General features: G+C 43.2%; 16 protein-coding genes, 2 pseudogenes and 1 riboswitch. Of the genes and pseudogenes, 9 read left to right on the top strand and 9 right to left on the bottom strand.

What is annotated here, in order from left to right:
* Positions 1-602: 602 nt before the first annotated feature.
* The 4 genes and pseudogenes from DXB39_RS08720 to DXB39_RS08705 all read right to left on the bottom strand — a co-directional run.
* Positions 603-1,355, bottom strand: a pseudogene (locus tag DXB39_RS08720) (type IV secretory system conjugative DNA transfer family protein); the annotation flags it as partial.
* The gene (locus DXB39_RS08715) at positions 1,352-1,828 is read right to left on the bottom strand and encodes a PcfB family protein (RefSeq protein ID WP_002586631.1); all 477 of its coding nucleotides are present in this window, start codon (positions 1,826-1,828) and stop codon (positions 1,352-1,354) included. The gene DXB39_RS08715 and the pseudogene DXB39_RS08720, both read right to left, overlap by 4 nt.
* A 41-nt stretch (positions 1,829-1,869) precedes the next feature.
* On the bottom strand, positions 1,870-2,091 hold the full coding sequence (locus DXB39_RS08710) for a DUF5348 domain-containing protein (protein WP_002569164.1): 222 nt from the start codon (positions 2,089-2,091) through the stop codon (positions 1,870-1,872).
* A 23-nt stretch (positions 2,092-2,114) separates the two neighbouring features.
* On the bottom strand, positions 2,115-3,098 hold the full coding sequence (locus DXB39_RS08705; protein ID WP_022621156.1) for a DUF6017 domain-containing protein: 984 nt from the start codon (positions 3,096-3,098) through the stop codon (positions 2,115-2,117).
* Between the two features lie 300 nt (positions 3,099-3,398).
* On the opposite strand from DXB39_RS08705, the pseudogene DXB39_RS08700 reads away from it, so the two are divergent.
* The 4 genes and pseudogenes from DXB39_RS08700 to DXB39_RS08685 form a co-directional block, all read left to right on the top strand.
* Positions 3,399-4,838 (top strand): annotated as a pseudogene (locus DXB39_RS08700) (recombinase family protein); the annotation flags it as partial.
* A gap of 58 nt (positions 4,839-4,896) precedes the next feature.
* Positions 4,897-5,358 carry a transcriptional regulator gene (locus DXB39_RS08695; protein ID WP_243006013.1) on the top strand — a complete coding sequence of 154 codons (462 nt, stop codon included), beginning with the start codon at positions 4,897-4,899 and terminating at the stop codon, positions 5,356-5,358.
* Between the two features lie 256 nt (positions 5,359-5,614).
* Positions 5,615-6,382 (top strand): ABC transporter ATP-binding protein, encoded by a 768-nt coding sequence (locus DXB39_RS08690; protein ID WP_117841580.1) that lies wholly within the window; start codon positions 5,615-5,617, stop codon positions 6,380-6,382.
* Positions 6,375-8,396: an ABC transporter permease gene (locus DXB39_RS08685; RefSeq protein WP_117841581.1), complete on the top strand. Its 2,022-nt coding sequence runs from the start codon at positions 6,375-6,377 to the stop codon at positions 8,394-8,396. Before DXB39_RS08690 ends, DXB39_RS08685 begins: the two co-directional genes overlap by 8 nt.
* A gap of 96 nt (positions 8,397-8,492) precedes the next feature.
* Here the strand turns inward: DXB39_RS08685 and DXB39_RS08680 are convergent, their stop codons facing one another.
* Positions 8,493-10,685 (bottom strand): ATP-binding protein, encoded by a 2,193-nt coding sequence (locus DXB39_RS08680; RefSeq protein ID WP_117841582.1) that lies wholly within the window; start codon positions 10,683-10,685, stop codon positions 8,493-8,495.
* Entirely contained in the window at positions 10,672-11,502 is an 831-nt protein-coding gene (locus tag DXB39_RS08675; RefSeq protein WP_117697788.1) for a substrate-binding periplasmic protein, read from the bottom strand. The genes DXB39_RS08680 and DXB39_RS08675 overlap by 14 nt, the downstream gene beginning before the upstream one ends.
* Positions 11,503-11,717: 215 nt before the next feature.
* On the opposite strand from DXB39_RS08675, the gene DXB39_RS08670 reads away from it, so the two are divergent.
* The gene (locus tag DXB39_RS08670) at positions 11,718-12,014 is read left to right on the top strand and encodes a hypothetical protein (RefSeq protein WP_117697786.1); all 297 of its coding nucleotides are present in this window, start codon (positions 11,718-11,720) and stop codon (positions 12,012-12,014) included.
* Between the two features lie 118 nt (positions 12,015-12,132).
* Here DXB39_RS08670 and DXB39_RS08665 read toward each other — a convergent pair whose 3' ends face one another.
* The 3 genes from DXB39_RS08665 to DXB39_RS08655 all read right to left on the bottom strand — a co-directional run bounded on the left by DXB39_RS08665 (position 12,133) and on the right by DXB39_RS08655 (position 15,616).
* On the bottom strand, positions 12,133-12,993 hold the full coding sequence (locus tag DXB39_RS08665; protein ID WP_117841583.1) for a class I SAM-dependent methyltransferase: 861 nt from the start codon (positions 12,991-12,993) through the stop codon (positions 12,133-12,135).
* Between the two features lie 88 nt (positions 12,994-13,081).
* The gene (locus DXB39_RS08660) at positions 13,082-14,245 is read right to left on the bottom strand and encodes an SLC13 family permease (protein ID WP_117841584.1); all 1,164 of its coding nucleotides are present in this window, start codon (positions 14,243-14,245) and stop codon (positions 13,082-13,084) included.
* Positions 14,246-14,782: 537 nt separating this feature from the next.
* Positions 14,783-15,616 carry an AraC family transcriptional regulator gene (locus DXB39_RS08655; RefSeq protein WP_117841585.1) on the bottom strand — a complete coding sequence of 278 codons (834 nt, stop codon included), beginning with the start codon at positions 15,614-15,616 and terminating at the stop codon, positions 14,783-14,785.
* Positions 15,617-15,825: 209 nt separating this feature from the next.
* Here DXB39_RS08655 and DXB39_RS08650 point away from each other — a divergent pair, with 209 nt between their 5' ends.
* The 4 genes from DXB39_RS08650 (at position 15,826) to pulA (ending at position 21,589) form a co-directional block, all read left to right on the top strand.
* Complete coding sequence (locus DXB39_RS08650) at positions 15,826-17,010, top strand: trans-sulfuration enzyme family protein (RefSeq protein WP_022243024.1); 1,185 nt, start codon at positions 15,826-15,828, stop codon at positions 17,008-17,010.
* Between the two features lie 36 nt (positions 17,011-17,046).
* Positions 17,047-17,907, top strand: coding sequence for a diaminopimelate epimerase (gene dapF, locus DXB39_RS08645; RefSeq protein WP_117841586.1), 861 nt, complete (start codon positions 17,047-17,049; stop codon positions 17,905-17,907).
* Between the two features lie 17 nt (positions 17,908-17,924).
* The gene (locus tag DXB39_RS08640; protein ID WP_117841587.1) at positions 17,925-19,394 is read left to right on the top strand and encodes a UDP-N-acetylmuramoyl-L-alanyl-D-glutamate--2,6-diaminopimelate ligase; all 1,470 of its coding nucleotides are present in this window, start codon (positions 17,925-17,927) and stop codon (positions 19,392-19,394) included.
* A gap of 88 nt (positions 19,395-19,482) precedes the next feature.
* Positions 19,483-19,558, top strand: a riboswitch (cyclic di-GMP riboswitch).
* Positions 19,559-19,666: 108 nt separating this feature from the next.
* Entirely contained in the window at positions 19,667-21,589 is a 1,923-nt protein-coding gene (gene pulA / locus DXB39_RS08635) for a type I pullulanase (protein ID WP_117841588.1), read from the top strand.
* Positions 21,590-21,614 lie beyond the last annotated feature (25 nt).

Raw genomic sequence — 21,614 nt, 5'->3', positions numbered from 1 at the left:
ACTTGTGGCCATTCCTCCGTAGCTCACATAACGCAAGCACATCATAAGTTCGACCACTACTTTTCAGCAGCAGTTCGTCTGCTTATTGTTTTTCGTCAGACTATTCCTTGCGGAATCTGCTGCCTTTCCTCGTTCCGATAGTTCTATCTGTTCATACATACCCGTAGGTTCCTGCTATAGACCTGTCGGCTTGCCTGTGCCTGTAACACAGCATGGTCGTTCGTAGGATCAATTTCTACTAAACCACACCGACTGCGCATTAACGCACCCACACATTTCTGCGTGGTCTTCTTTTAGACCTGTACATTCGCAGGTTCGTCAGTCCGCCCGCCAAAGCGAACATTCTAACCATAGGTATCTTATAGACCCTCGGCTTATAGGTAACACAGTCTGCCTCCAGACCGCTTTCGACCACTTTAGGCAGTGGTTACGGTTACTCTCAGCCTTTGTCATGGGGCTTCGTACACCAGCCATTACAGCTAATGCACGCCCATCAAGGGTAGGCGTTTCAGGGCGTTACCCCGTCATTCCACCTATCAAACTACCAGTTCTCCGAACAACGGAAAACCGTTGCTCGTGCGCAGACTTTTTACCGTCTGCGAACGAGTCGCACTCACCCAGAAATCCTCGCCGGATTTTTCCCCGTCGCCTTTGGTGTTGGCGATAATGGTATTGACTAACTTCAAAATGTCCTTTTCGCTCCGCAGATAGGCAAAGGGATTGTATTTCATGGATTTTTTGAAGTTAATCGTATTTAGCACTTTGATACGGTATTTGTACCGCTGTAACATTTTCCCGGTTTCCAAAATCAGTGTTCCTTTCGGGTCAGTGACGATATACGACGTTGGAAAATCCTTTGACGTACATTGCATGAGCGACGGTTTCACAAAGAACCGGGTCTTGCCGCTGCCGGAACCGCCGATTACAAGGATATTTTTGTTTCTTGCGTATTTCGGCTGCTTCGGGCGGCTGTTCATGGTGAGCCGTTCCGTCTGTGTTAAGGGAATATTGTTCTCAAATACCGGGTCGGTGTACGGCTTTATGTCGTCAGCCCCGCCCCAACGCGCCGAACCGTATTCTGTCCCGCGGCGGTATTTCTTCGCGTTCTTGCCTTTGGTGTAGATAATCAGCCGGACAATGACCGCCCCCGCAATGCCTAAAGCTAAGTCTGCCGGGTGGAAGCTCGGCGCGATACTGGAAAAGGCGGCGGTAAAACCGTCCCCAAGATGTAGCAGCTTTGCGCTTGCGTCCGCGCCGGGGGAGAGCCGGACAGCCGCGCCCACTTTATCAAAGAGCCAGACAAAGAGCAGATACGGGAGATTTAGGATAAGCAGCTTCTTGATTTCCGGCTTCATAGCGATACCTCCCTGTCCTTGTTCTTGACCTTTGCCCGTTCCGCGTTTCTGCCCTGTGCAGCTTCTTTGAGGGTAGAGAGCAGCTTTCGGATTGAGGGCTTTTTCTCCTGTGTCAGCTTTTTTGCGGAAAATTCCTTAAAGGCTGCGGTCAGTACGTCCGCGTCCCGCCCCTTGAAGAAAACCAGATAGCGGGGCGGGCTTTCCGTCGCGTCCTTTTTCAGCGCAAAGTCGATACCGTACTTTTTCGCCGTACTCTCAAAGGCTTTGATATTGCCCTCGGTAATCTCAATGTTGGAAACGCCCGCGTTCTGCTTCATAAGCTGCTTTAAGCTCTGCTTGCCCTGTGGCGGTTTGGAAAGCTGTTTTTTTCCCTTTGACAGTATGGCTTTCATTGCCTTTTGGAGCGTCTGGGCGGTCAGCTTCCCGGTCTTGATGTAAAGGGCTATGGTCTTTTCGTTTACTTCGTCCTGCAATTTGTCGCGTCCTCCTTTCGCGTTTCTTTATGGGGCGGCGGTCAGATACGCACCCGCAGCCCGTTCAAGTCCTCGGCTCTGATACCCACAAGATACCAGTTGTCGCCGTACTCAATCCGGGTCGGCTTCCACTTGCCCCGCACGAATACGTCAAAACATTCTCCACAATGCAGCCCGCCATAGTAGCTGTTTAAGTCAAAGCGGATGTCGTAACGGTCGGTGCGCTCGTCAAATACCAATGCTCCTGTCATTTTCTGTGCCATAATAAAATCCTCCTTTTGTTGTTTTACAGGCTTTCGCCCGGTTTGCATGAATAATAGTCCGGGTCGCCGTACTGCGGCTTTTTCGGTGACAGTGCGCCGCTTGCCATGTCATGGGCGACAAGGGAAGTGTAATAATTGCCGATAGTGGACGGGGCGTTGAAAAGGGCTGCTTTCAGATATTGCTTGATGTTGCGGATTTTCGTTGTGTTCTCCCGCATACAGTCAAGCACAAAGCGGATATGCTCGCCGTCCAGTTTCATAAACTTAGATTTCACAAGCTCTGCCGGGTAGTCGTCCCCTGCAATCCGTACCCGCTTCCTTGCGGTGCATACGGTTTCAAGCATGAGGTCTACAATCTCGTCAAGCCTGTCACTGTCAAACTTCATGTCCTGTTTGAGAATGTGGTAGTCGATATTGTCCTTGATGATTTCCCGGTATATATCAACTGCGCTCTGTGCTGCCGCTTCCGTTCCTTTCCGTTCCGGCGGCGTAGCCGCTTCTCTGCAAGGAGAGGGGTTAGGGGAAAGGATAGGAATGGAATGGGTACTTTGTTCATCAGTAATTATTTTTTCTTTTTTTGGTAAGTAAGTTCTTTGTATATCTTTATTTAATTGCGTTGGATTTTCCAACGTAGGTTTTTCCAATGTTGGTTTTTCCTGCGTTGGATTATCCAATGTTGGATTTTCCAATGTAGGTAAATCCGGCGTAGGCGGCTGCGGCTGCTCGAATATCACATAGTCCGCGCCCCGCAAGCGTCCTTTCTCGTCGCGCTCCCTTGAACGGACGATATACCCGGCGCGTTCAAGCTCCTTAATGGCTTCGCGGATAGCGTCTATCTTCTCCCGGTTGATAAGGGATAAGCCTTTCAAGGTGTAGTCCCAATCTTCGGGGAGTGACAGCATTTGCGATAACAGCCCCTTTGCCTTTAGGGAAAGCTCCTTGTTGCGTAGGTGGTGGTTGCTCATTACGGTGTAGCCCTTGTTCCGTTCCACTCTGAAAACTGCCATAGTTCATAGCTCCTTTGCTTTGGATTTGTTACGCAGTAGAAGCGCGGTTTCGGGGGATAAGGTATAAATCCCTTTCCGCGCCAGATACGCGCCCGGAAAACCGCTTGTAGCAAGGCTTTTTCTGCCCCTACTGCGTAACAAAGGGCATGAAAAAAGCGGCGTTCCTGCTCTCCCATGTAGAGAGTAAGAAACGCCGCTTCTGCGTCGTATTCAGTTTTTAGTACAATACCCTGCTTGTCCGTCGCTCGAAAAACCTTGATTTTCCAGTGTTTTCAAAAGTATCGTTATCTAACGTCAGCTTTTGAAAGACCGAGTTTCCAGAGAATGATTGAAGATATAGAGGCAGGAAAAATCAACTGTGTTGTAACGAAAGACCTTTCCCGACTTGGCAGAAATTATATTATGACAGGACAATATACAGAATTGTATTTTCCCAGCCATAATGTCCGTTACATAGCGATTGACGACGGTGTAGACAGCGAAAAAGGCGAAAGTGAGATTGCACCATTTAAAAATATCATTAATGAATGGGTGGCAAGAGATACAAGCCGTAAAGTGAAATCGGCATTTAAGACAAAATTTGCAGAGGGTGCGTATTATGGGGCTTATGCTCCGTTAGGATATAAGAAACACCCCGACATCAAAGGAAAACTGCTGGTTGATGAGGAAACAAAATGGATTGTTGAAAAAATCTTCTCCCTAGCCTATCAAGGTTACGGTAGTGCAAAAATCACAAAGGTACTGCGAGAAGAAAAAGTTCCGACAGCGTCTTGGCTGAATTTCACAAGGTACGGTACTTTTGCACACATCTTTGAGGGAAAGCCCGAAAGCAAGCGTTATGAGTGGACGATTGCTCATGTCAAGGCAATCTTAAAAAGTGAAGTCTATATCGGAAACAGCGTTCATAATCGACAATCAACAGTTTCATTCAAGAGCAAGAAAAAAGTGCGTAAGCCCGAAAGTGAATGGTTTCGAGTAGAAAATACCCATGAACCGATTATTGACAAGGAAGTGTTCTATCGTGTGCAGGAACAGATAAAATCAAGGCGTAGACAGACAAAGGAAAAAGCAACGCCGATATTTGCAGGGCTTGTCAAGTGTGCGGATTGTGGCTGGTCTATGCGGTTTGCGACAAATAAGGCAAATAAAACGCCATACAGTTATTATGCTTGCAGTTACTACGGGCAGTTTGGCAAAGGTACTTGTTCTATGCACTATATCCGTTATGATGTGTTGTATCAAGCCGTATTGGAACGATTGCAGTATTGGGCTAAGGCAGTACAGCAGGACGAAGAAAAGGTGTTGAATAAGATACAAAAGGCTGGCAATGCAGAGCGAATACGGGAAAAGAAGAAAAAGGCAAGTGCCTTGAAGAAAGCCGAGAACCGACAAAATGAGATTGACCGCTTGTTTGCGAAAATGTACGAAGATAGAGCCTGTGAGAAGATAACGGAACGAAACTTCATCATGCTGTCGGGGAAATATCAGAAAGAACAGATAGAACTGGAACAGCAGATAACCAACCTAAGAGAAGAATTAAGTAAAATGGAACAGGATATGATAGGTGCTGAAAGGTGGATTGAGTTAATCAAGGAGTATTCCGTACCAAAGGAACTGACAGCACCGTTATTAAATGCAATGATAGAAAAAATCCTTATTCACGAAGCAACAACGAATGAGGAGAACGAAAGAATACAGGAAATAGAGATATATTACCGATTTATTGGAAAAGTAGACTGATAAAGAGGGTTCATATCTTTAACTAAGGGAAACTGGAAATGGTTTTCCGGAGGTGTCGTTGCTATTACCTTTGTGTGGGGAACTGGATATTACTGTAAATGAGCTTTTATCCGGAGAAAGAGTTTCTGAAGAAGATTATCGTAGAAAGGCGGAAGAAAATATGGTGAATTTAGTAAAAGAAGCACAGGAAAGTAAGAAAAAAATAATTTTATCAGCAATGGTGGCAATGTTAGTAATTGTTGCAGCAACACCATTATTTGTGGTGTCAGGAGCTCTTGTAATGGAAAACTGGTTGAGGATTCTTTTAATTGTGTTAGGTACGGCAGTAATTATAATGGGTATTGCGATTGCCTGCGTTCTTGACCGTGATGCAGGAGCGTATGAATGTCCGGAATGTCATGGCAGATTTGTGCCAGAGATGAAGGATTATATTATGGGACCACATACCATCCGAAAAAGAAAACTGACCTGTCCACGATGTGGTGCACGTAAGTATTGCAGAAAAGTGTTGACAAAATAAGATGGATGCACAGCATGTGAAGTAGAGATAAGTGATATACAAAATTATGTCCTGAAAAATGTAAATATTAGCAAATTTATCACCTGAAAAATGTGGAATATAATTATGGTACAATAAAAAAGCTAGAAAATATAATTTCAATCTTACAAAAATGTAAGAGATAAAAGGAAAATGTAAGCAGAATCCATGGCTGACATTTTCCTTTTTTGCTATGATAATGGAAAAGATGACAGAGCAATAAAGTGAGGAGAAAACAATGGCAATCTTAGAAGTAAATAATCTGAAAAAAGTTTATACAACCCGTCTGGGTGGAAATCAGGTAGAGGCATTAAAAAGTCTTAACTTTTCTGTGGAAGAAGGGGAATATGTAGCAATCATGGGAGAATCCGGTTCCGGAAAGACCACGCTTTTAAACATTCTGGCAGCACTGGATAAGCCGACCTGTGGACAGGTCATATTAAATGGCAAGAACATTGTGGATATCCGGGAAAAAGAGATTTCCGCATTCCGGAGAGAAAATCTTGGATTTGTATTTCAGGACTTTAATCTTTTGGATAATTTTTCATTAAAAGATAATATCGTTCTTCCGCTGGTGTTATCCGGTGTGGATTATAAAGAGATGGAGCGGCGCATAACACCGATTGCGGCGCAGCTTGGAATTCTTGATATTCTTGGAAAATATCCTTATGAAGTATCTGGCGGACAGAAACAGCGTGCGGCGGTAGCAAGAGCCTTGATAATCAAGCCGGAGCTGGTACTGGCAGATGAGCCTACTGGAGCACTGGACTCCAAAGCAACGGAAGATTTATTGACATTATTTAATAAGATTAATGAGCGGGGGCAGACAATTCTTATGGTAACACATAGCACTAAGGCTGCAAGCCATGCAAGAAGAGTATTGTTTATTAAAGATGGGGAAGTATTCCACCAGATTTACCGTGGTAATTTAACCAGTGAGGAATTGTATGCAAAGATTTCAGATACACTGACGATGCTTACGACAGGTGGTGAGAAACATGAATAAGGGGTTATATGGAAAACTGGCAGTAAATAATATAAAGCACAACAGACAGTTTTACCTGCCGTATCTGTTGACCGGGATGCTGACGGTGGCATTCTTTTATACCATGTTGTATCTGAATTACAATCCGGGACTGGACGAACTGCCATTTGGTGCCGTGGATGTAAAGTTTGTGCTGGGACTGGGTGCAGTTATCATTGGATTTTTCTCTGTGATATTCCTGTTTTACACCAACAGCTTTATTATGAAACGGAGAAAAAAGGAGCTTGGTATTTATAACATTCTTGGAATGGAGAAAAGGCATCTGGCAAAAGTAATTTTTCTGGAGACGTTTTTTTCGGCAGTGGTTGCCATCGGTGGCGGACTTGTTGCAGGAATTGCTTTCAGTAAACTGATGTGTATGTTATTGTACGCCATGATTGGATACCATGCAGAAATTGTTTTTTATGTATCAGAAAGTGGCGTTGTAAGTACCATCCTTTTGTTTGCCGGTATTTTTATGCTGACCTTTATATATAATCTGTTTCAGATACAGCTTGCCAAACCGGTGGAACTGCTGCATGGAAGCAGCCAGGGCGAGCGGGAGCCGAAGACGAAAAAGCTGATGGCAATAGTTGGAATTGTAACACTTGCAGCAGGCTACTATATGGCAATTACAGTAGATAATCCGGTAACTGCAGTGCTTCTGTTCTTTGTAGCGGTAATACTTGTAATTATTGGAACCTATTTTATATTTATGGCAGGCAGCATTGCCGTGCTTAAGTTCTTAAGAAAGAGAAAAAGTTATTATTATAAAAAGAAACATTTTGTGGCAGTCTCTGGTCTTATTTACCGGATGAAACAGAATGCAGCAGGACTGGCAAGCATCTGTATTTTATCCACAATGGTACTGGTGGTAATTTCTTCAACGGTAAGTATGTATGCCGGACTGGATGATGAACTGGCAACCCGTTATCAGGGAGATATCGGAGTATCCATTATCAGTGAAAATCCGATTACAGAAGGTGATACGTTGCGGGAGTTAGTGAACCGCACCATCCAGCAGGAGAACCGCAGTATAAAAGAAGAACAGGGCATGATGACGCTGACATTTTCCTGCATATCAGAAGATGGAAATCTTGTAATTCGAAAACATGATGATGAGGGCGATTATAGTTCTGATATTATTATGCTCCGCATGATTACAAGGGAAGATTATGAGGAAGCTTATAATGTAAGGGTTCCGGAGCTTTCGGATCACGAAGTGGTGTTGGCAACCAGTGATGACTATGATAAAGATACGATTACGGTTGGAGATTATACTTATCCTATTTTACAGAAACAGCATTTTTCTTCTGAAAATGGACATTGGATGGATAATCAGGTCTATTATATGGTAGTAAACAGCGTAGAAGATATGGCACCGTTGTATGAAGCACAGAAAGAGATTTATGGGAAAAATGCCAGCAGCTATTATTATTCTCTGTATATCGACATCGATGGAAACAGGGAAGAAAAAATTGCCTGTGGAAATGCAGTATCTGCGGCAATTGGTGCATCCGGTATGGGAGAAGGACAGGAAGGAACCTATTATATTATGCTGGAAAATAAAGCAGAAAATGAAGATTCGTTCAAGCAGATGTATGGTGGCTTTCTGTTCCTTGGCATTTTCCTTGGAATCCTGTTTTTGATGATTACCGTACTTATTATTTTTTATAAGCAGATTTCGGAAGGGTATGAGGATAAAGAGCGCTTTGCCATTATGGAAAAAGTAGGAATGAGCAATGCGGAAGTAAAAAAGACCATCAGTGCACAGATCCGGATGGTATTTTTACTACCGATTGTTACCGCCGCGCTACATGTGCTGGCAGCATTTCCAATGATCCGGATGATACTGGCAGTGATGAATCTGAATAATGGAAGACTGTTTGCATACTGTCTTCTTGGTACGATTGCAGTATTTACAGTTATTTATCTGCTAGTATACAAGATGACCTCAAGAACCTATTATCGAATTGTCGGGCATCAGATTAGGTAGAGACTCTAATAATATCAAATAACCGTAAGAATCTGCTGCCGGCAGTTTCTTACGGTTGTCTGGCAAAGAAGAGAAAGTTCCCGCTGCACTATGGCGTTATAGGAGCTTCTTCCGAGGTGTGTATTTAGCAATTGTTTTTAAAAGAAGTTCCGTATCCAGCGGTTTGGTGAGATGTTCATTCATTCCTGCAGAAAAAGTCTTCTGCCGGTCTTCTGCAAAAGCATTGGCAGTCATGGCAAGAATCGGAATGGTTGCGGCATCTGCACGGTCCAGGGAACGGATGGCTTTCGTAGCCTGGTAGCCATCCATAACTGGCATCATGACATCCATCAGAATCAGATCGTATTCCTGCGGAGAGGAGGCTTCAAATAAGGTCAGGGCTTCCTTTCCATTGTGGGCTTCAGTAACCGTTGCACCAGCATCCGTCAGAATAAATTCCGCAATCTCAAGATTAAGAGAATTATCTTCTGCCAGAAGAATATGATAGCCGGAAAGAGAGATTTCTTCATCGGAAGTTTCCGCTTCGGAAGTGGAAGCGGCATTATGGTCGATACAAAAAGGAATCGTAATCCGGTAAGTGGTGCCAATATCCTTTTCGCTGGAAAAATCAATGGTTCCGCCCATTTTATCCAAAAGATTCTTTACAATTGCCATGCCAAGTCCGGTACCGTTGTAAGTAGAACGGGCATTATGGTTTTCCTGAGTAAAAGGTTCAAATAAATGCTCCTGAAATTCTTTGCTCATGCCGATTCCAGTATCAGAGCAGGTAAATTCAATCCAGGCAGTATCTTCCGTGAAACGTACTTCATGACAACTTAGAATGACTTTTCCATTTTCCTTATTATATTTTACTGCATTGCTTACAATATTCATAAGAAGCCGCTTGATATGAATAGGACTTCCGATGAGACAGGGATGCTGGACAGAAGGAACTCCGCAAATAATTTCGATGCCACGTTCCGCAGCCTGCTTTTCTATGATGGTGGTGATATCATTGACCAGGTGTAGAACATGGAACGGGCGGGATTCTAAGACAATTTCGCCTGATTCCAGTTTTCCCATATCAAGAACTTCATTTACAAGTTCTAACAGCAGACCAGAAGACTCCTGGATTTTTTCGAGACATTCCTGCTGTTTGACAGGGTTATCTTTATAATGTCCGGCAATTTCCACCATACCACGGATTCCGTTAATCGGCGTCCGGATATCGTGACTCATCCGCTGCAAAAATTCGGTCTTGGCAAGGTTGGCACTTTCTGCCTTTTGGGCAGCCTCCTTTAGTGATTCCTGATAGAGTTTATCCTTCTTCAACTGGGCTTTCTGGTAGCTCTGGTCAGTCCTCCAGCGCAGCATCTGGAAAATCAGAAGAAGGCAGATATAACTAAACATATAATAAAATACTTTTCGCGGAGTCGTTTCAAAAACTGCATGCTCAGGCAGATAGACGTAGATATAATAATTCTGTCCCTGATCTAACATACCAAAGACATGCTTTGGTGAGGAGACTGTATTATGAACATGAACCATCTGTCCACTTACCGCTTTTTTGTTTATATTCTGTAGTACTTCAATATCATTAATATCTGTTCCTTCGAGTTTTTCTTCATTTGAGGCAATCACTTTATCACCACTGGTAATGACAATGGTGCTGTTACGGCTGATACTGTAGCCGGACAGCAAATTCTGAAAAGAGATACTGTAACTTTCAATATAATCAAGTGGTGTATGGTAATAAGTTACAATAATACCAGAGGTATCGGTACGTCCTACCGCTGCCAGGTCGATATAAGAGCCATCTTCACAGTTGATTCTGGAAGAGTATGTTTTTTCCGGATGTATGGCAACATCCAGAAGAACTTCTTTTTCCAGCGTATCGGTTAGGCCGGCACTGCCAATGGAATCAGTACAATATTCAGAGGTTACAGTTCCGGTTTCATCCAGAAAAATAATGCCGGTAATATAAAACTCTTTTGTAAATTCTTCCATGGAAGCTTTTTCCATGGATGTTGTGCCATGCAGACAGTTATCCGTAGAAATATTGTGGGCAGCCTGCTGACAGCATTCAATAATACGCATCAGGCTCTTGGTTTCGGAGGCTAAATTTAAATTGCTGTAGGTGGAGCATTGTTTCTTCAAATAATTAACCGTATCTGCAAGGTGTTCTTCTGTGGATTCGATATCATCGTTTGCGGAAGTAAAAAATACCAGAAGGAAGAACAGGATGCCAAGAAATATTGAAAAAGGCCAGAAAAAACGCAGTCTAAAGGGTTTGTTCTTATTTGACTTCATAATTTTCTACCTCCAGATAAGTACTTGGATGTGCTAAGTATTTTCCGATGATTTTCTCAGAGGTTCCATCTTTTTGCATTTCCTCTAAAGTATCAGACAGTTTTTCGTTAAGCCCGCTGGTATCATCAAGAGAGAAAGCCACACCCAGTCCGACAGTAAGAAGCGGTTTATCCAGAATGCGGTATTCCACATGATAATCAGACATATATTGTAAAATAGAAGTTTCATGGGCAGCAACCGCATCCACATAACCTTTGCTTAACATTGGGTAAATCAGCTCACGATTCTGCATGGCGAAAAGCCCGTTAATTTTTGGAATGTCGGGGTCGGTCTGGTTGAGAAAAATATCTTCCGGTTTCGTGGTAGCCTGAACGGCGATGTTTTTACCGGCAAGATCCTGCAGGGTGTAAATATTGCTGTCCGGACTGACTGCAACCACCTGCTGGCTGATCATATAAGGTCCCGCCCATTTGTATTCATCCATTCGTCCGTCCATGCTAAAGCAGCCCCATGCACAGTCGATACTGCCATCCTGCAGAAGAGCTTTTTTATTTTCCCAGTCGATGGTGACAAATTCAGCCTGATAGCCCATTCTGTGGAAGGCTTCCGTGGCAAGTTCCACATCAATGCCGGTTGGTCTGCCGTCTGTTCCGCTATAATTAAAAGGCGGATAATTGTCGCTGCCGATTACAATAGTTGGCAGCGAATTTTCCTGTTTTGTGGAGAGAGTATTTTCTGCTTTTCTACAGCTGCATAATAAAATTGTAAAAATACAGAGAACAGCCAATAGCTGTTGTAGTTTTTTCGAACCATTCATATAATAGAGTCACCCCTGAAAAAAATCTTTTTACTGTGTTACTATTATAAAGTAAGAAAGACGCAGATACAACAGATTACAACAGATTGCAATAGAAAATCACTTGAACTTTCGACAAAAAAATTGTATATTTGATATAGAAATGCAAATTTTTATCTGAAAAGTTTAAACAAGTAGAAATGCTAAGGGATATGTTAGAGAAGAGGGAAATTAGGATGAAAGAAGTTACAAAACAGGCAGAGGAAACACAGATTAGCCATAAAACACTGAGACTGATGATCGGAACACTCTGTTCTGTCATCGGAACGCTGCTAGCCCTTTATGTGGGAGGCTGGCTTATGTTATGTAAACCGATACAGGGGGTGGTTTCTGCATACTTTGCAGGAAATCTTACAATTGGAATCATCGCACTGGCGGTATTCAAGTGTCTGTTGTCCGTAACAGTGGCAGGAGCCATCTGGTGTGGTGGATATATTGCTAAGTGCAAGTTTATTGGACATGAAGATTATTAATGAGAAGATTCGAAAAGGATAGGGATGAAGAGGCATGACGGATTAACGTCATGCCTTTTTGACGTTTAATTGAAATGCAAATTTGTATCTGATTTATATATAAAGAATTGCATTAAATTTAAATTCCCTCGAACCGTCCGGAAGCCCCACAAGGAAGTGTAAGTCCGTTGGAACTGACCGGAAGACCGATTTCGTCGGCTGTGACTTTGCCAGGGAAACGTTTTAGTTCTGTTCCGATAAGGTAAGAGAGGACAGCTGGCTGTAAGCCGGTAGTATAGGAATTAATCAGGAAGAACAAAGGTCTGTCCACCAGAAGCTGGGCACAGAGTTTGACCAGCGGATGGATAGATTCTTCGATTTTCCAGATTTCTCCTTTCGGACCTCTGCCATAGGATGGAGGGTCCATAATAATAGCATCGTAGTGGTTGCCACGGCGGATTTCACGTTCCACGAATTTGACACAGTCATCTACAATCCAGCGGATTGGTGCATCTGCAAGACCGGAAGAAGCAGCATTTTCCTTGGCCCAGGTAACCATACCTTTGGAAGCGTCTACATGGGTAACGGATGCACCTGCTGCTGCGGCAGCAATCGTAGCACCACCGGTATAGGCAAAAAGATTTAAGACTTTAACTGGTCTTCCTGCTTTTTTAATAAGTTCAGAGAACCAGTCCCAGTTAGCAGCCTGCTCCGGGAAAAGACCTGTGTGCTTGAAACTGAAAGGCTTTAACTGGAAAGTAAGGTTACGGTAGTGGATACTCCACTGCTGTGGCAGGTCAAAGAATTCCCATTCGCCGCCGCCCTTTTTACTGCGGTGATAGTGGGCGTTCATTTTATGCCAGCCTTTTTCTTTGCGTGGTGTATCCCAGATAACCTGAGGATCCGGACGAACCAGGATATAGTCACCCCAGCGCTCTAATTTCTCACCTTTTGAACAGTCTATTACTTCATAATCTTTCCAGTTATCTGCAAGCCACATAGCATTTCCTCCAATATTCTTACGGTATGATTCATGATTATTTCCTTAAAATATCTGAATCCTATTATATAAGGGCAAAAATGTTCCGTCAACCAAAGAATCGGTAAAGTCCGAAGAGAATCACAAGAAAAATGGCATTATAAAGGGTAAAGATACCAAGATAACGTTTCTTGTTACTGCCATCGGTATTGGCATAGAACTTAAAGGAAATAAGGCTTGCCAGTGAAGCAATAAGTGTGCCAAGACCACCTAAGTTGACACCGATAAGCAGTGCGGAATAATTATTGGTAAAACCGGAAAGCAGGATGGCAGCAGGCACATTGCTGATAATCTGGCTGCTGATAATTCCTATGGACACTTCATGCTGAACTAAAAGCACGGCAATAAGGTCGTGAACAAAAGGAATCTGTTTGATATTCCCGATAAAGAGAAAGAAACAGAAAAAAGTAAGCAGCAGAAAATAATCCACATCTTTTAACACATGGTAATCAAGAATAAGAAAACCAAAGAAAACGATAAGCAGCATTATCTGAAATGGCAGAATGTGCAGTACCGTCAGAAGGCATATCAGAAAAAGAATGCAATAAGCGGCAAACAGAATCCGGGGATTCCTGTGACTGCGGGAAGAGTCTGGCTTATCAATGGAACAGGCGGAAGACTCCGTTTGGACTGTAGAAAAATTGCCTGCCTGGAAAGAGACTTTTGGAAGAATCAGAAGAAAAAGGATAAGCAGTAATCCAGACACAGCAGAATAGGGCAGCATGATCCGGATAAAATCCCATAGAGACAGACCGGAAATTGTATACAGATAGAGATTCTGCGGATTGCCAAGGGGAGTCAGCATACTGCCGAGATTGGCAGCAATCGTTTCTAAGACAATAACCGGAATCAATGCCTGTCGCTGGTCAGCCATCGACAGCACCAAAATTGTAAAAGGCACAAAAGTGATCAGGGCAACATCGTTGGTAATCAGCATACTGAAAAAGAAGCAGAGAAAGACAAAAAGGGCTGCCAGTGTCCGCAGGGAATGTACCTTATGAAGGAGCAGGGTTCCAAGTCTGGTAAAGACGCCAATCGAAGAAAAACCCCTTACCACAGCCATCAGGGAGAATAAAAGAGCCAGTACCCGGAAATCAATATAAGAAAAGTAATTTACGGATGGTGGAATAAAAAACATGGAAACAACTGCCAGCAGGAAAGCAATGCAGCAGACGGTTTCTTTTTTGAAAAATTCTTTCACTTTTGTAAACATACAGGTCTCCTTCTATGAAATCATATCTTAGGCAGTTGCGAAAGATAATAACATTTTGCTAATAATTTCTTCGCTATGTAAAGTATCTTTGTTTTGCATCGAAATACCGTAGTTCTAAAATATTAGTTTTGCTTTTGGCGATAAAACCAGTCTTTCCAATGTTTAACAAAGATAGCGCCACTGTTCGTCAAAGTGCGGATGCCTGATAAAGGCTGTTAGGGGCACTTGGAATTTCGCCTGGCATCCGGCAACGCTGGCACAGGACGTGCCAGCGAGGCGCATCTGAACATGGATGTGAATATGCGCCGGTTGCCAGACGGACTTCTTAATTATCCGAAATTCCTAGTGCCCCTTGCAGGCGTTATGTGGCATCCGTATTCGACGGACAGTGGCACTATCTTATGTCAAAGCAACGGAAAGACTGCTTGCAGACAAGCAAAACATAATATTAAGAACTACTGGTATTTTGACGCACATAAACACACCTACTTCAAATAGCAAAGAAATTTCTGTTAAAATGTTATTCTTTCGCAGCACCTAAATCATTTCCCGTGGGGATTTCCCAAACTGCTTCTTATAGGCACGAAGAAAAGTAGAATAATTGTGAAAGCCACAGGCAAAGCAGGCATCGGTTACTGCAGTGCCGGAGCTGATTAAATCCCTGGCAAAGAGAAGCCGCTTTGTGGAAAGATAATTTCCGATGGTATACCCGGTCTGCTCCTTAAAAGAATGCATCAGATAATAGCGGCTGGTAAAAAAGTGCTCTGCTAAAGAATCCACCGTAATATCTTCCGTCAGATGTTCATTCATATAGGTAAGAACCGACAGAATCTTTTCATTTGCCTGAAAGGAATCTTCATATTGCAGAGTGCCGGACAGGGCAGCCCGGTTTAAGTGAATCATAAATTCTAAGAAAAGTGTATTCTGGTAAAGCTCATTGGCAAAGCAGTCCCCGGAAAATGAGTGGACAAGCTCGGTCATGGTATCTAAGAGCCGCCGTTCCTTCATGCCGGATAAATGCAGGACATTGGACGGCATGGCAGCGTCCGGAAGAAAGCACTGGTTTAAGAAAATAGTCTTATCGGATGATGTAACTGCAAAATCCGGAGAGACATAAATAATCATCCGCTCGTAGGGGGTGGTATCATGAATGACCGGGCGGTGGACTTCACCGGCACGGACAAGAACCAGATCCCCCGGGGTAAGCTGGTAGGATTTTCCTTCAATACAATAGGTGACATTGCCGCTTAGGAAAAAGAGTAGTTTATGAAAATCATGATAATGAAAGTCGTAGGCAGACATTTCGTGGTCAGTCAGGTGAAATATCTTAAAATCATGATGAAGATATCCGGTTTTCTCATATTTTTTCATAAAAATCACATCCTATATACAAAATCAGTCTATGGACAGTATAAAGCACGATTTGCAATAAGGAAAGCATTATTTTACTATCAATTTCAATAAAATGTTGGTATAATGATTGATATATGAAAAGCAGGACAAGTGTGTCATCCGGCAGCTGCCCTGCTGGAAACGAAAATATCTGGTGGGTAATTAAGACGAAGAAAGGCGGTAACAATATGAAAAACTTCAGCAACTATACCGATTACAGTACAAAAGAGGATTTACATTTTGAATCCAAGGCAGTACATGGAGCATTAGGAACGGAACCATTAACCGGCGCAGTCAGCATGCCAATCTTTCAGGCAGCAACCTTCCGTCATCCGGAATTAGGACAGACAACAGGATTTGCCTATAGCCGTCTTGAGAATCCGACCAGACAGGAATTAGAGCGTACCATGGCAATTTTAGAGGGCGGTATCCAGGGATTTGCATTTTCTTCCGGACAGGCTGCGAATATGGCAGTATTTTCCTTATTAAATCCGGGCGAGCATGTAATTCTTTCCGATGATATTTATGGTGGAACCTTCCGTATCATTGGAGATGTATTTGGAAAATATGGAATCGAGCATACTTATGTAGATATGTCTGAATTAGACGAAGTAAAGGCAGCTATTCGACCGAATACAAAAATGTTCTTCGTTGAGACACCGACCAATCCGATGATGAAGGTGGCAGACATTCATGCCATTTCTGAAATCGCAAAATCCATCGGAGCATTAACCGTTGTAGATAATACATTTTTAACACCATATTTCCAGAAACCGCTGCAGTTGGGAGCTGACATCGTAACCCACAGTTCAACAAAATATCTGGGGGGACACAATGACACCATTTCCGGAATCGTAGTGGTAAAGGATAACAAAGAAATCGCAGATAAGATTCACATCCATATCAAATCCCATGGAAGCCAGCTGGCACCGTTAGACAGCTGGCTGGTATTAAGGGGAATCAAGACCCTTGCAGTCCGTATGGACCGTCACAATGAGAATGCCAGGAAGGTAGCAGAGTGGCTTCGTACACAGCCGAAGGTAAAGAAAGTATATTATGTTGGTTTTGAAGACCATAAGGATTACGAAGTAACCTGCCGTCAGACCACAGGATTTGGCGGAATGATTTCCTTTACCGTAGACAGCTATGAGACCGTTAAGAAGATTCTTAAAAATGTAGATATGATTATGTTTGCAGAGAGTCTTGGCGGAACAGAGACCTTAATCACATATCCGACCACACAGACTCATGAGGATACACCGCTTGATGTAAAAGAGAAGCTTGGTATTACAGACTGTTTCCTTCGTATGTCAGTAGGAATTGAAAATGTGGATGATATCATTGCAGATTTAGACCGGGCAATGAATGCTTAAGAAAAATAAAGGAAAGAGAAAGCAAGGAGAAAATAAATGAAATTTACAAAGATGCAGGCATTTGGAAACGATTATGTATATATCGATGCCATTCATCAGCATCTTGACAATCTGCCGGAGCTTGCGAGATTCGTAAGTGACCGGCATTTTGCCATTGGTTCTGACGGAATGGTATTGATTTGCCCGTCCGGGAAAGGGGATTTCCGGATGCGGATGTTTAACCCGGATGGAACAGAAGGCGAGATGTGTGGAAATGCATTGCGCAGCGTTGGAAAATATGTATATGACCACAGACTGACGGATAAGACGGACCTTGTAATTGAAACCTTAGGAGGCATGCAGCATCTGAACTTGACTGTGACGGACGGCCTGGTAAGTAATATCAGAGCAGATATCGGAGCACCGAGAATGTCTGCGAAAGTGATTCCGGTCAATACAAAGCTGGATGAATTTGTAGAGCAGCCGGTACAGGTACTGGATAAGACCTTCCACATTACTGCGGTATCCTGGGGCAACCCGCATTGTGCCATGTATGTAGACAGTGTGGCAGACCTTGATGTGGAAAAATACGGAAAAACCATTGAGCATATGACAGAGCTTTTTACCAATAAGACCAATGTAACCTTTGTGGAATTTGTACGCAGGGATTATGTGAAAATCCGGGAATGGGAAAGAGGAACCGGAGAGACTATCGGATGCGGAACCGGATGCTGTACTGCAGTGGTAGCCGGCGTATTAACCGGACGCTTAGACCGGAAAGTAACGGTAGAGCAGATTGGCGGACCGCTCTATATTGAATGGGAGGAAGAAAGTGGACATATGTTTATGACCGGACCTTCCCATACGGTATTTGAATCGGAAATTGATGCAAGCCACATTATCGGAACAGCGGAATAATACATTAGGAGAGAAGTATGAAATTAGCAGAAATATGTGAAGAATTGACCTATACCTGTCTGCAGGGAGAGATGGAGAAAGAAATCAGCGATATTATCTATGATTCGAGAAAAGTAGAAAAAGACACCGTATTTGTCTGCATGGTGGGTGCAGTTGTAGATGGACATGATTTTATAGAAGATGCAGCAAAAAAAGGAGCAAAAGCCTTTGTAGTAGAGCATGAAGTGAAAGCTGATATTCCGGCAGACTGTACTGTACTTCAGGTAGAGGATGCCCGCTATGCCCTGGCAATTATGTCGGCTGCTTTCTTTGGACACCCGGACAGAGAGCTTACCACCATTGGACTGACCGGAACAAAAGGAAAGACCACTACTACTTATATGATAAAGAGCGTTTTAGAAGAAGCCGGTAAGAAAGTCGGACTGATTGGAACCATCGGTGCCCTGATCGGCGAGGAGAAGCTTCCGGCAAAGAATACCACACCGGAATCTTATGAATTACATAAGATGTTCCGTGCCATGGTAGATGCCGGCTGTGAATATGTAGTAATGGAAGTATCCTCCCAGGGACTTAAGATGCACCGCGTGGCAGGAATTGTATTTGATTATGGAATCTTTACCAACTTATCACCGGATCATATCGGACCAAATGAGCATGCCAGCTTTGAAGAATATCAGGAATGCAAGAGTCTCTTATTCCGTCAGTGCAAAGAGGGAATTGTAAATGCAGATGATGAGCACGTAGCTGGAATAATCAAAAATCATACCTGTAAGCTTCATACCTTCTCCTGTAAGAAAGACGCAGACCTGATGGCGGGAGCTGTTGGATATCTGGATGAAGAGGGACAGATTGGCATGCACTTTACCACTACCGGCTGTATGAATGTTTATGCAGTGGTTCATATTCCGGGAAGCTTTTCAGTATACAATTCACTGGTAACCATGCTGACCTGTCATCTGGCAGGAATTTCCGATGAGGCAATTTTACGGGGATTGGATAAAGTAAAAGTCAGAGGCCGTGTGGAATTAGTTCCGGTTTCCAAAGATTTTACGGTAATTATTGATTATGCCCACAATGAAGTCAGCACAAGAAGTGTGCTTACCACATTAAAAGAGTATCATCCGAAACGTTTAATCTGTGTCTATGGTGGCGGTGGAAACCGTTCCAAGCTGCGCCGTTATGACATGGGGGAAGTGACAGGAGAACTGGCAGATTTAAGTGTGCTGACCTGTGATAACCCAAGAGATGAAGAAATCCGCGACATTAACAACGATATTAAGATTGGCCTTGCAAAGAGCAACGGAAAATATATCGAAATCGATGACCGCAAGGCAGCCATCAAATATTGTATCGAAAATGCCAAAAAGGGTGATATGATAGTGCTCCTTGGAAAAGGTCATGAAGATTATCAGGAAATCAAAGGTGTAAAATATCATTTTGATGAAAGAGAAGCCATTGCCGAAATCAAAAAAGAGTTAAATTTATAATTCACATATGTGAATTATGCTGAAATATAAGAATTGCAATAAGTAACCGGAGTCATTGACTTATAATTGTGCCACTATTATAATAAAGATTATGTATCAGCAAAACAGGTGAAAGCCTGTGACGCAAAGCTATAGGGTCTTTGAAATGACAGCCAGTTGCAAGAAGGAAGCATCCGTGCATTGGCGGAAGCTTCCTTTTTTCGGTTATGCGGGAAATGCGCAAAGTGTGTTTCCTGTAGCCGTACGCAGGTAACGAGGGAAAGGAAACAAATATGCAGAAGTTTGATTATGAAGTATACACAGGAAATGATTTAGGAGCGGTATACTCACCGAAAATGACAAGATTTAAGGTCTGGGCACCGGAGGCAGAATCCGTGAAGCTGAACCTTTATAAACAGGGCGAAGGAGATAATCTCATAGAACAGTATGTTATGAAGAAGTCAGTAAACGGTACTTACGTTTTTGAAAAACAGGGCGATTGCAATGGAATCTACTATACCTATACAGTAGTAAATCACGGAGAAGAGCAGGAAGCAGTTGATCCATATACACGATCAGCGGGTGTAAACGGGCAGCGTGGAATGGTAATTGATCTTGCAAAGACCAATCCGCAGGGATTTGAACTGGATGAATACCGGAATCCGGAGCAGATTGTAGATGCAGTGATTTATGAAGGCAGTGTAAGGGATTTTACCATGGATGAATCCAGTGGTGTGTTCCACAACGGTAAATTCTTAGGACTGACAGAGGCAAATACCACCAATCATTTCGGAGAGGCAACCGCACTGGATTATATCAGTGACCTTGGTGTGACACATGTACAGATTCTTCCGGCATTTGATTTTGAGACCGTAGATGAGAAAAATCAGAAAGCACAGTATAACTGGGGATATGATCCGGATAATTATAATGTTCCGGAAGGTTCTTATGCAGTCAGCCCATATGATGGAACAGTGCGGATTCAGGAAATGAAACAGATGGTGCTGGCATTGCACAGCAGAGGAATCGGAGTGATTATGGATGTGGTCTTTAATCATACCTATCGAAGGGATGATTCCAACCTTCAGAAGATTGTGCCGGGCTATTATTATAGAAGTGATGAGACCGGATATACTGACGGATCCGGCTGTGGCAATGAAGTGGCCAGTGACCGTCCGATGGTGCAGAAATTAATCGTAGATTCCCTGATTTACTGGGCAAAGGAATATCATATCGATGGATTCCGCTTTGATTTGATGGGAGTTCTGGATATTGATACAATGAATGTTATTGCAGAGCGTTTAAAAGAAATCCGTCCGGATATTTATCTTTATGGGGAAGGCTGGAACGGTGGCCCATCTTCTCTGGCAGAGGAGAAACGTGCATTTAAAGCCAGTGCGAAAAAGATGCCGGGAATCGGCATGTTCAATGATGACATCCGTGATACCATAAAAGGAAGCGTATTCTATGATGATCATCTGGGCTTCGTTAATGGCGGCACCCATCTGGAAAATGCATTGCGCTATGGCATTACAGGAGCAGTCGCACATCCACAGGTAGATTATGATGCCTATGGCAGTAAGCCGTGGGCGAAAGAGCCGGGACAGAGTATTAATTATGTCTCCTGTCATGATAACTATACCCTGTGGGATAAATTATCCGTCTCCTGCCCGGAGGCATCGGAAGAAAAGAAGAAAGCCATGAACCGGTTGTGCGCAGCCATTGTATTTACTTCCCAGGGTGTGCCTTTTATCCAGGCAGGTGAAGAATTCCTCCGCAGCAAACCGCTGCCGGAGAAAAAAGGTTTTGCAGAAAACAGCTATAATATGCCGGATGCGGTAAACAGCATCAAGTGGGATAATATACATGAATATCCGGATATGATAGCATACTATAAGGGTTTGATGGCACTGCGGAAAGCCCATCCGGTATTCCGTATGCAGAGTGAAGCGGAAATGACACAGAATCTCTGCTTCTTATCAGATACACCGGAAAATGTTGTGGCATATCTTTTAAAGGGAAAAGGTGCAGATGATACACCAGAAAACATTTTGGTAATATTCAACGGAAATGATGAAGAGATTTTGTATAATTTGCCGGAAGGAAAATGGAAAATTCTGGTGGATGACAAAACGGCAGGTGCAGACGGCAAAAAAATTATTTCCGAAAAGGCCGATGTAGAGCCGCTTTCCGCTCTTGTATTAGAAAAAGAATAAACAATTTGGCACAATACCTTGAAAA

This window comes from Roseburia sp. OM03-7AC (assembly GCF_003462625.1).
Classification (GTDB): Bacteria; Bacillota; Clostridia; order Lachnospirales; family Lachnospiraceae; genus Roseburia_C; species Roseburia_C amylophila.
This window is presented reverse-complemented; position numbering and strand designations above follow the sequence as displayed.

Excerpts from the sequence above, each read along its gene's own strand:
- DXB39_RS08655 (WP_117841585.1), bottom strand. The coding sequence starts at position 15,616 with ATGAAAAAATATGAGAAAACCGGATATCTTCATCATGATTTTAAGATA.
- DXB39_RS08640 (WP_117841587.1), top strand. The coding sequence starts at position 17,925 with ATGAAATTAGCAGAAATATGTGAAGAATTGACCTATACCTGTCTGCAG.
- DXB39_RS08660 (WP_117841584.1), bottom strand. The coding sequence starts at position 14,245 with ATGTTTACAAAAGTGAAAGAATTTTTCAAAAAAGAAACCGTCTGCTGC.
- DXB39_RS08690 (WP_117841580.1), top strand. The coding sequence starts at position 5,615 with ATGGCAATCTTAGAAGTAAATAATCTGAAAAAAGTTTATACAACCCGT.
- DXB39_RS08685 (WP_117841581.1), top strand. The coding sequence starts at position 6,375 with ATGAATAAGGGGTTATATGGAAAACTGGCAGTAAATAATATAAAGCAC.
- DXB39_RS08705 (WP_022621156.1), bottom strand. The coding sequence starts at position 3,098 with ATGGCAGTTTTCAGAGTGGAACGGAACAAGGGCTACACCGTAATGAGC.
- dapF (WP_117841586.1), top strand. The coding sequence starts at position 17,047 with ATGAAATTTACAAAGATGCAGGCATTTGGAAACGATTATGTATATATC.
- DXB39_RS08675 (WP_117697788.1), bottom strand. The coding sequence starts at position 11,502 with ATGAATGGTTCGAAAAAACTACAACAGCTATTGGCTGTTCTCTGTATT.
- DXB39_RS08650 (WP_022243024.1), top strand. The coding sequence starts at position 15,826 with ATGAAAAACTTCAGCAACTATACCGATTACAGTACAAAAGAGGATTTA.
- DXB39_RS08670 (WP_117697786.1), top strand. The coding sequence starts at position 11,718 with ATGAAAGAAGTTACAAAACAGGCAGAGGAAACACAGATTAGCCATAAA.
- pulA (WP_117841588.1), top strand. The coding sequence starts at position 19,667 with ATGCAGAAGTTTGATTATGAAGTATACACAGGAAATGATTTAGGAGCG.
- DXB39_RS08710 (WP_002569164.1), bottom strand. The coding sequence starts at position 2,091 with ATGGCACAGAAAATGACAGGAGCATTGGTATTTGACGAGCGCACCGAC.
- DXB39_RS08665 (WP_117841583.1), bottom strand. The coding sequence starts at position 12,993 with ATGTGGCTTGCAGATAACTGGAAAGATTATGAAGTAATAGACTGTTCA.
- DXB39_RS08680 (WP_117841582.1), bottom strand. The coding sequence starts at position 10,685 with ATGAAGTCAAATAAGAACAAACCCTTTAGACTGCGTTTTTTCTGGCCT.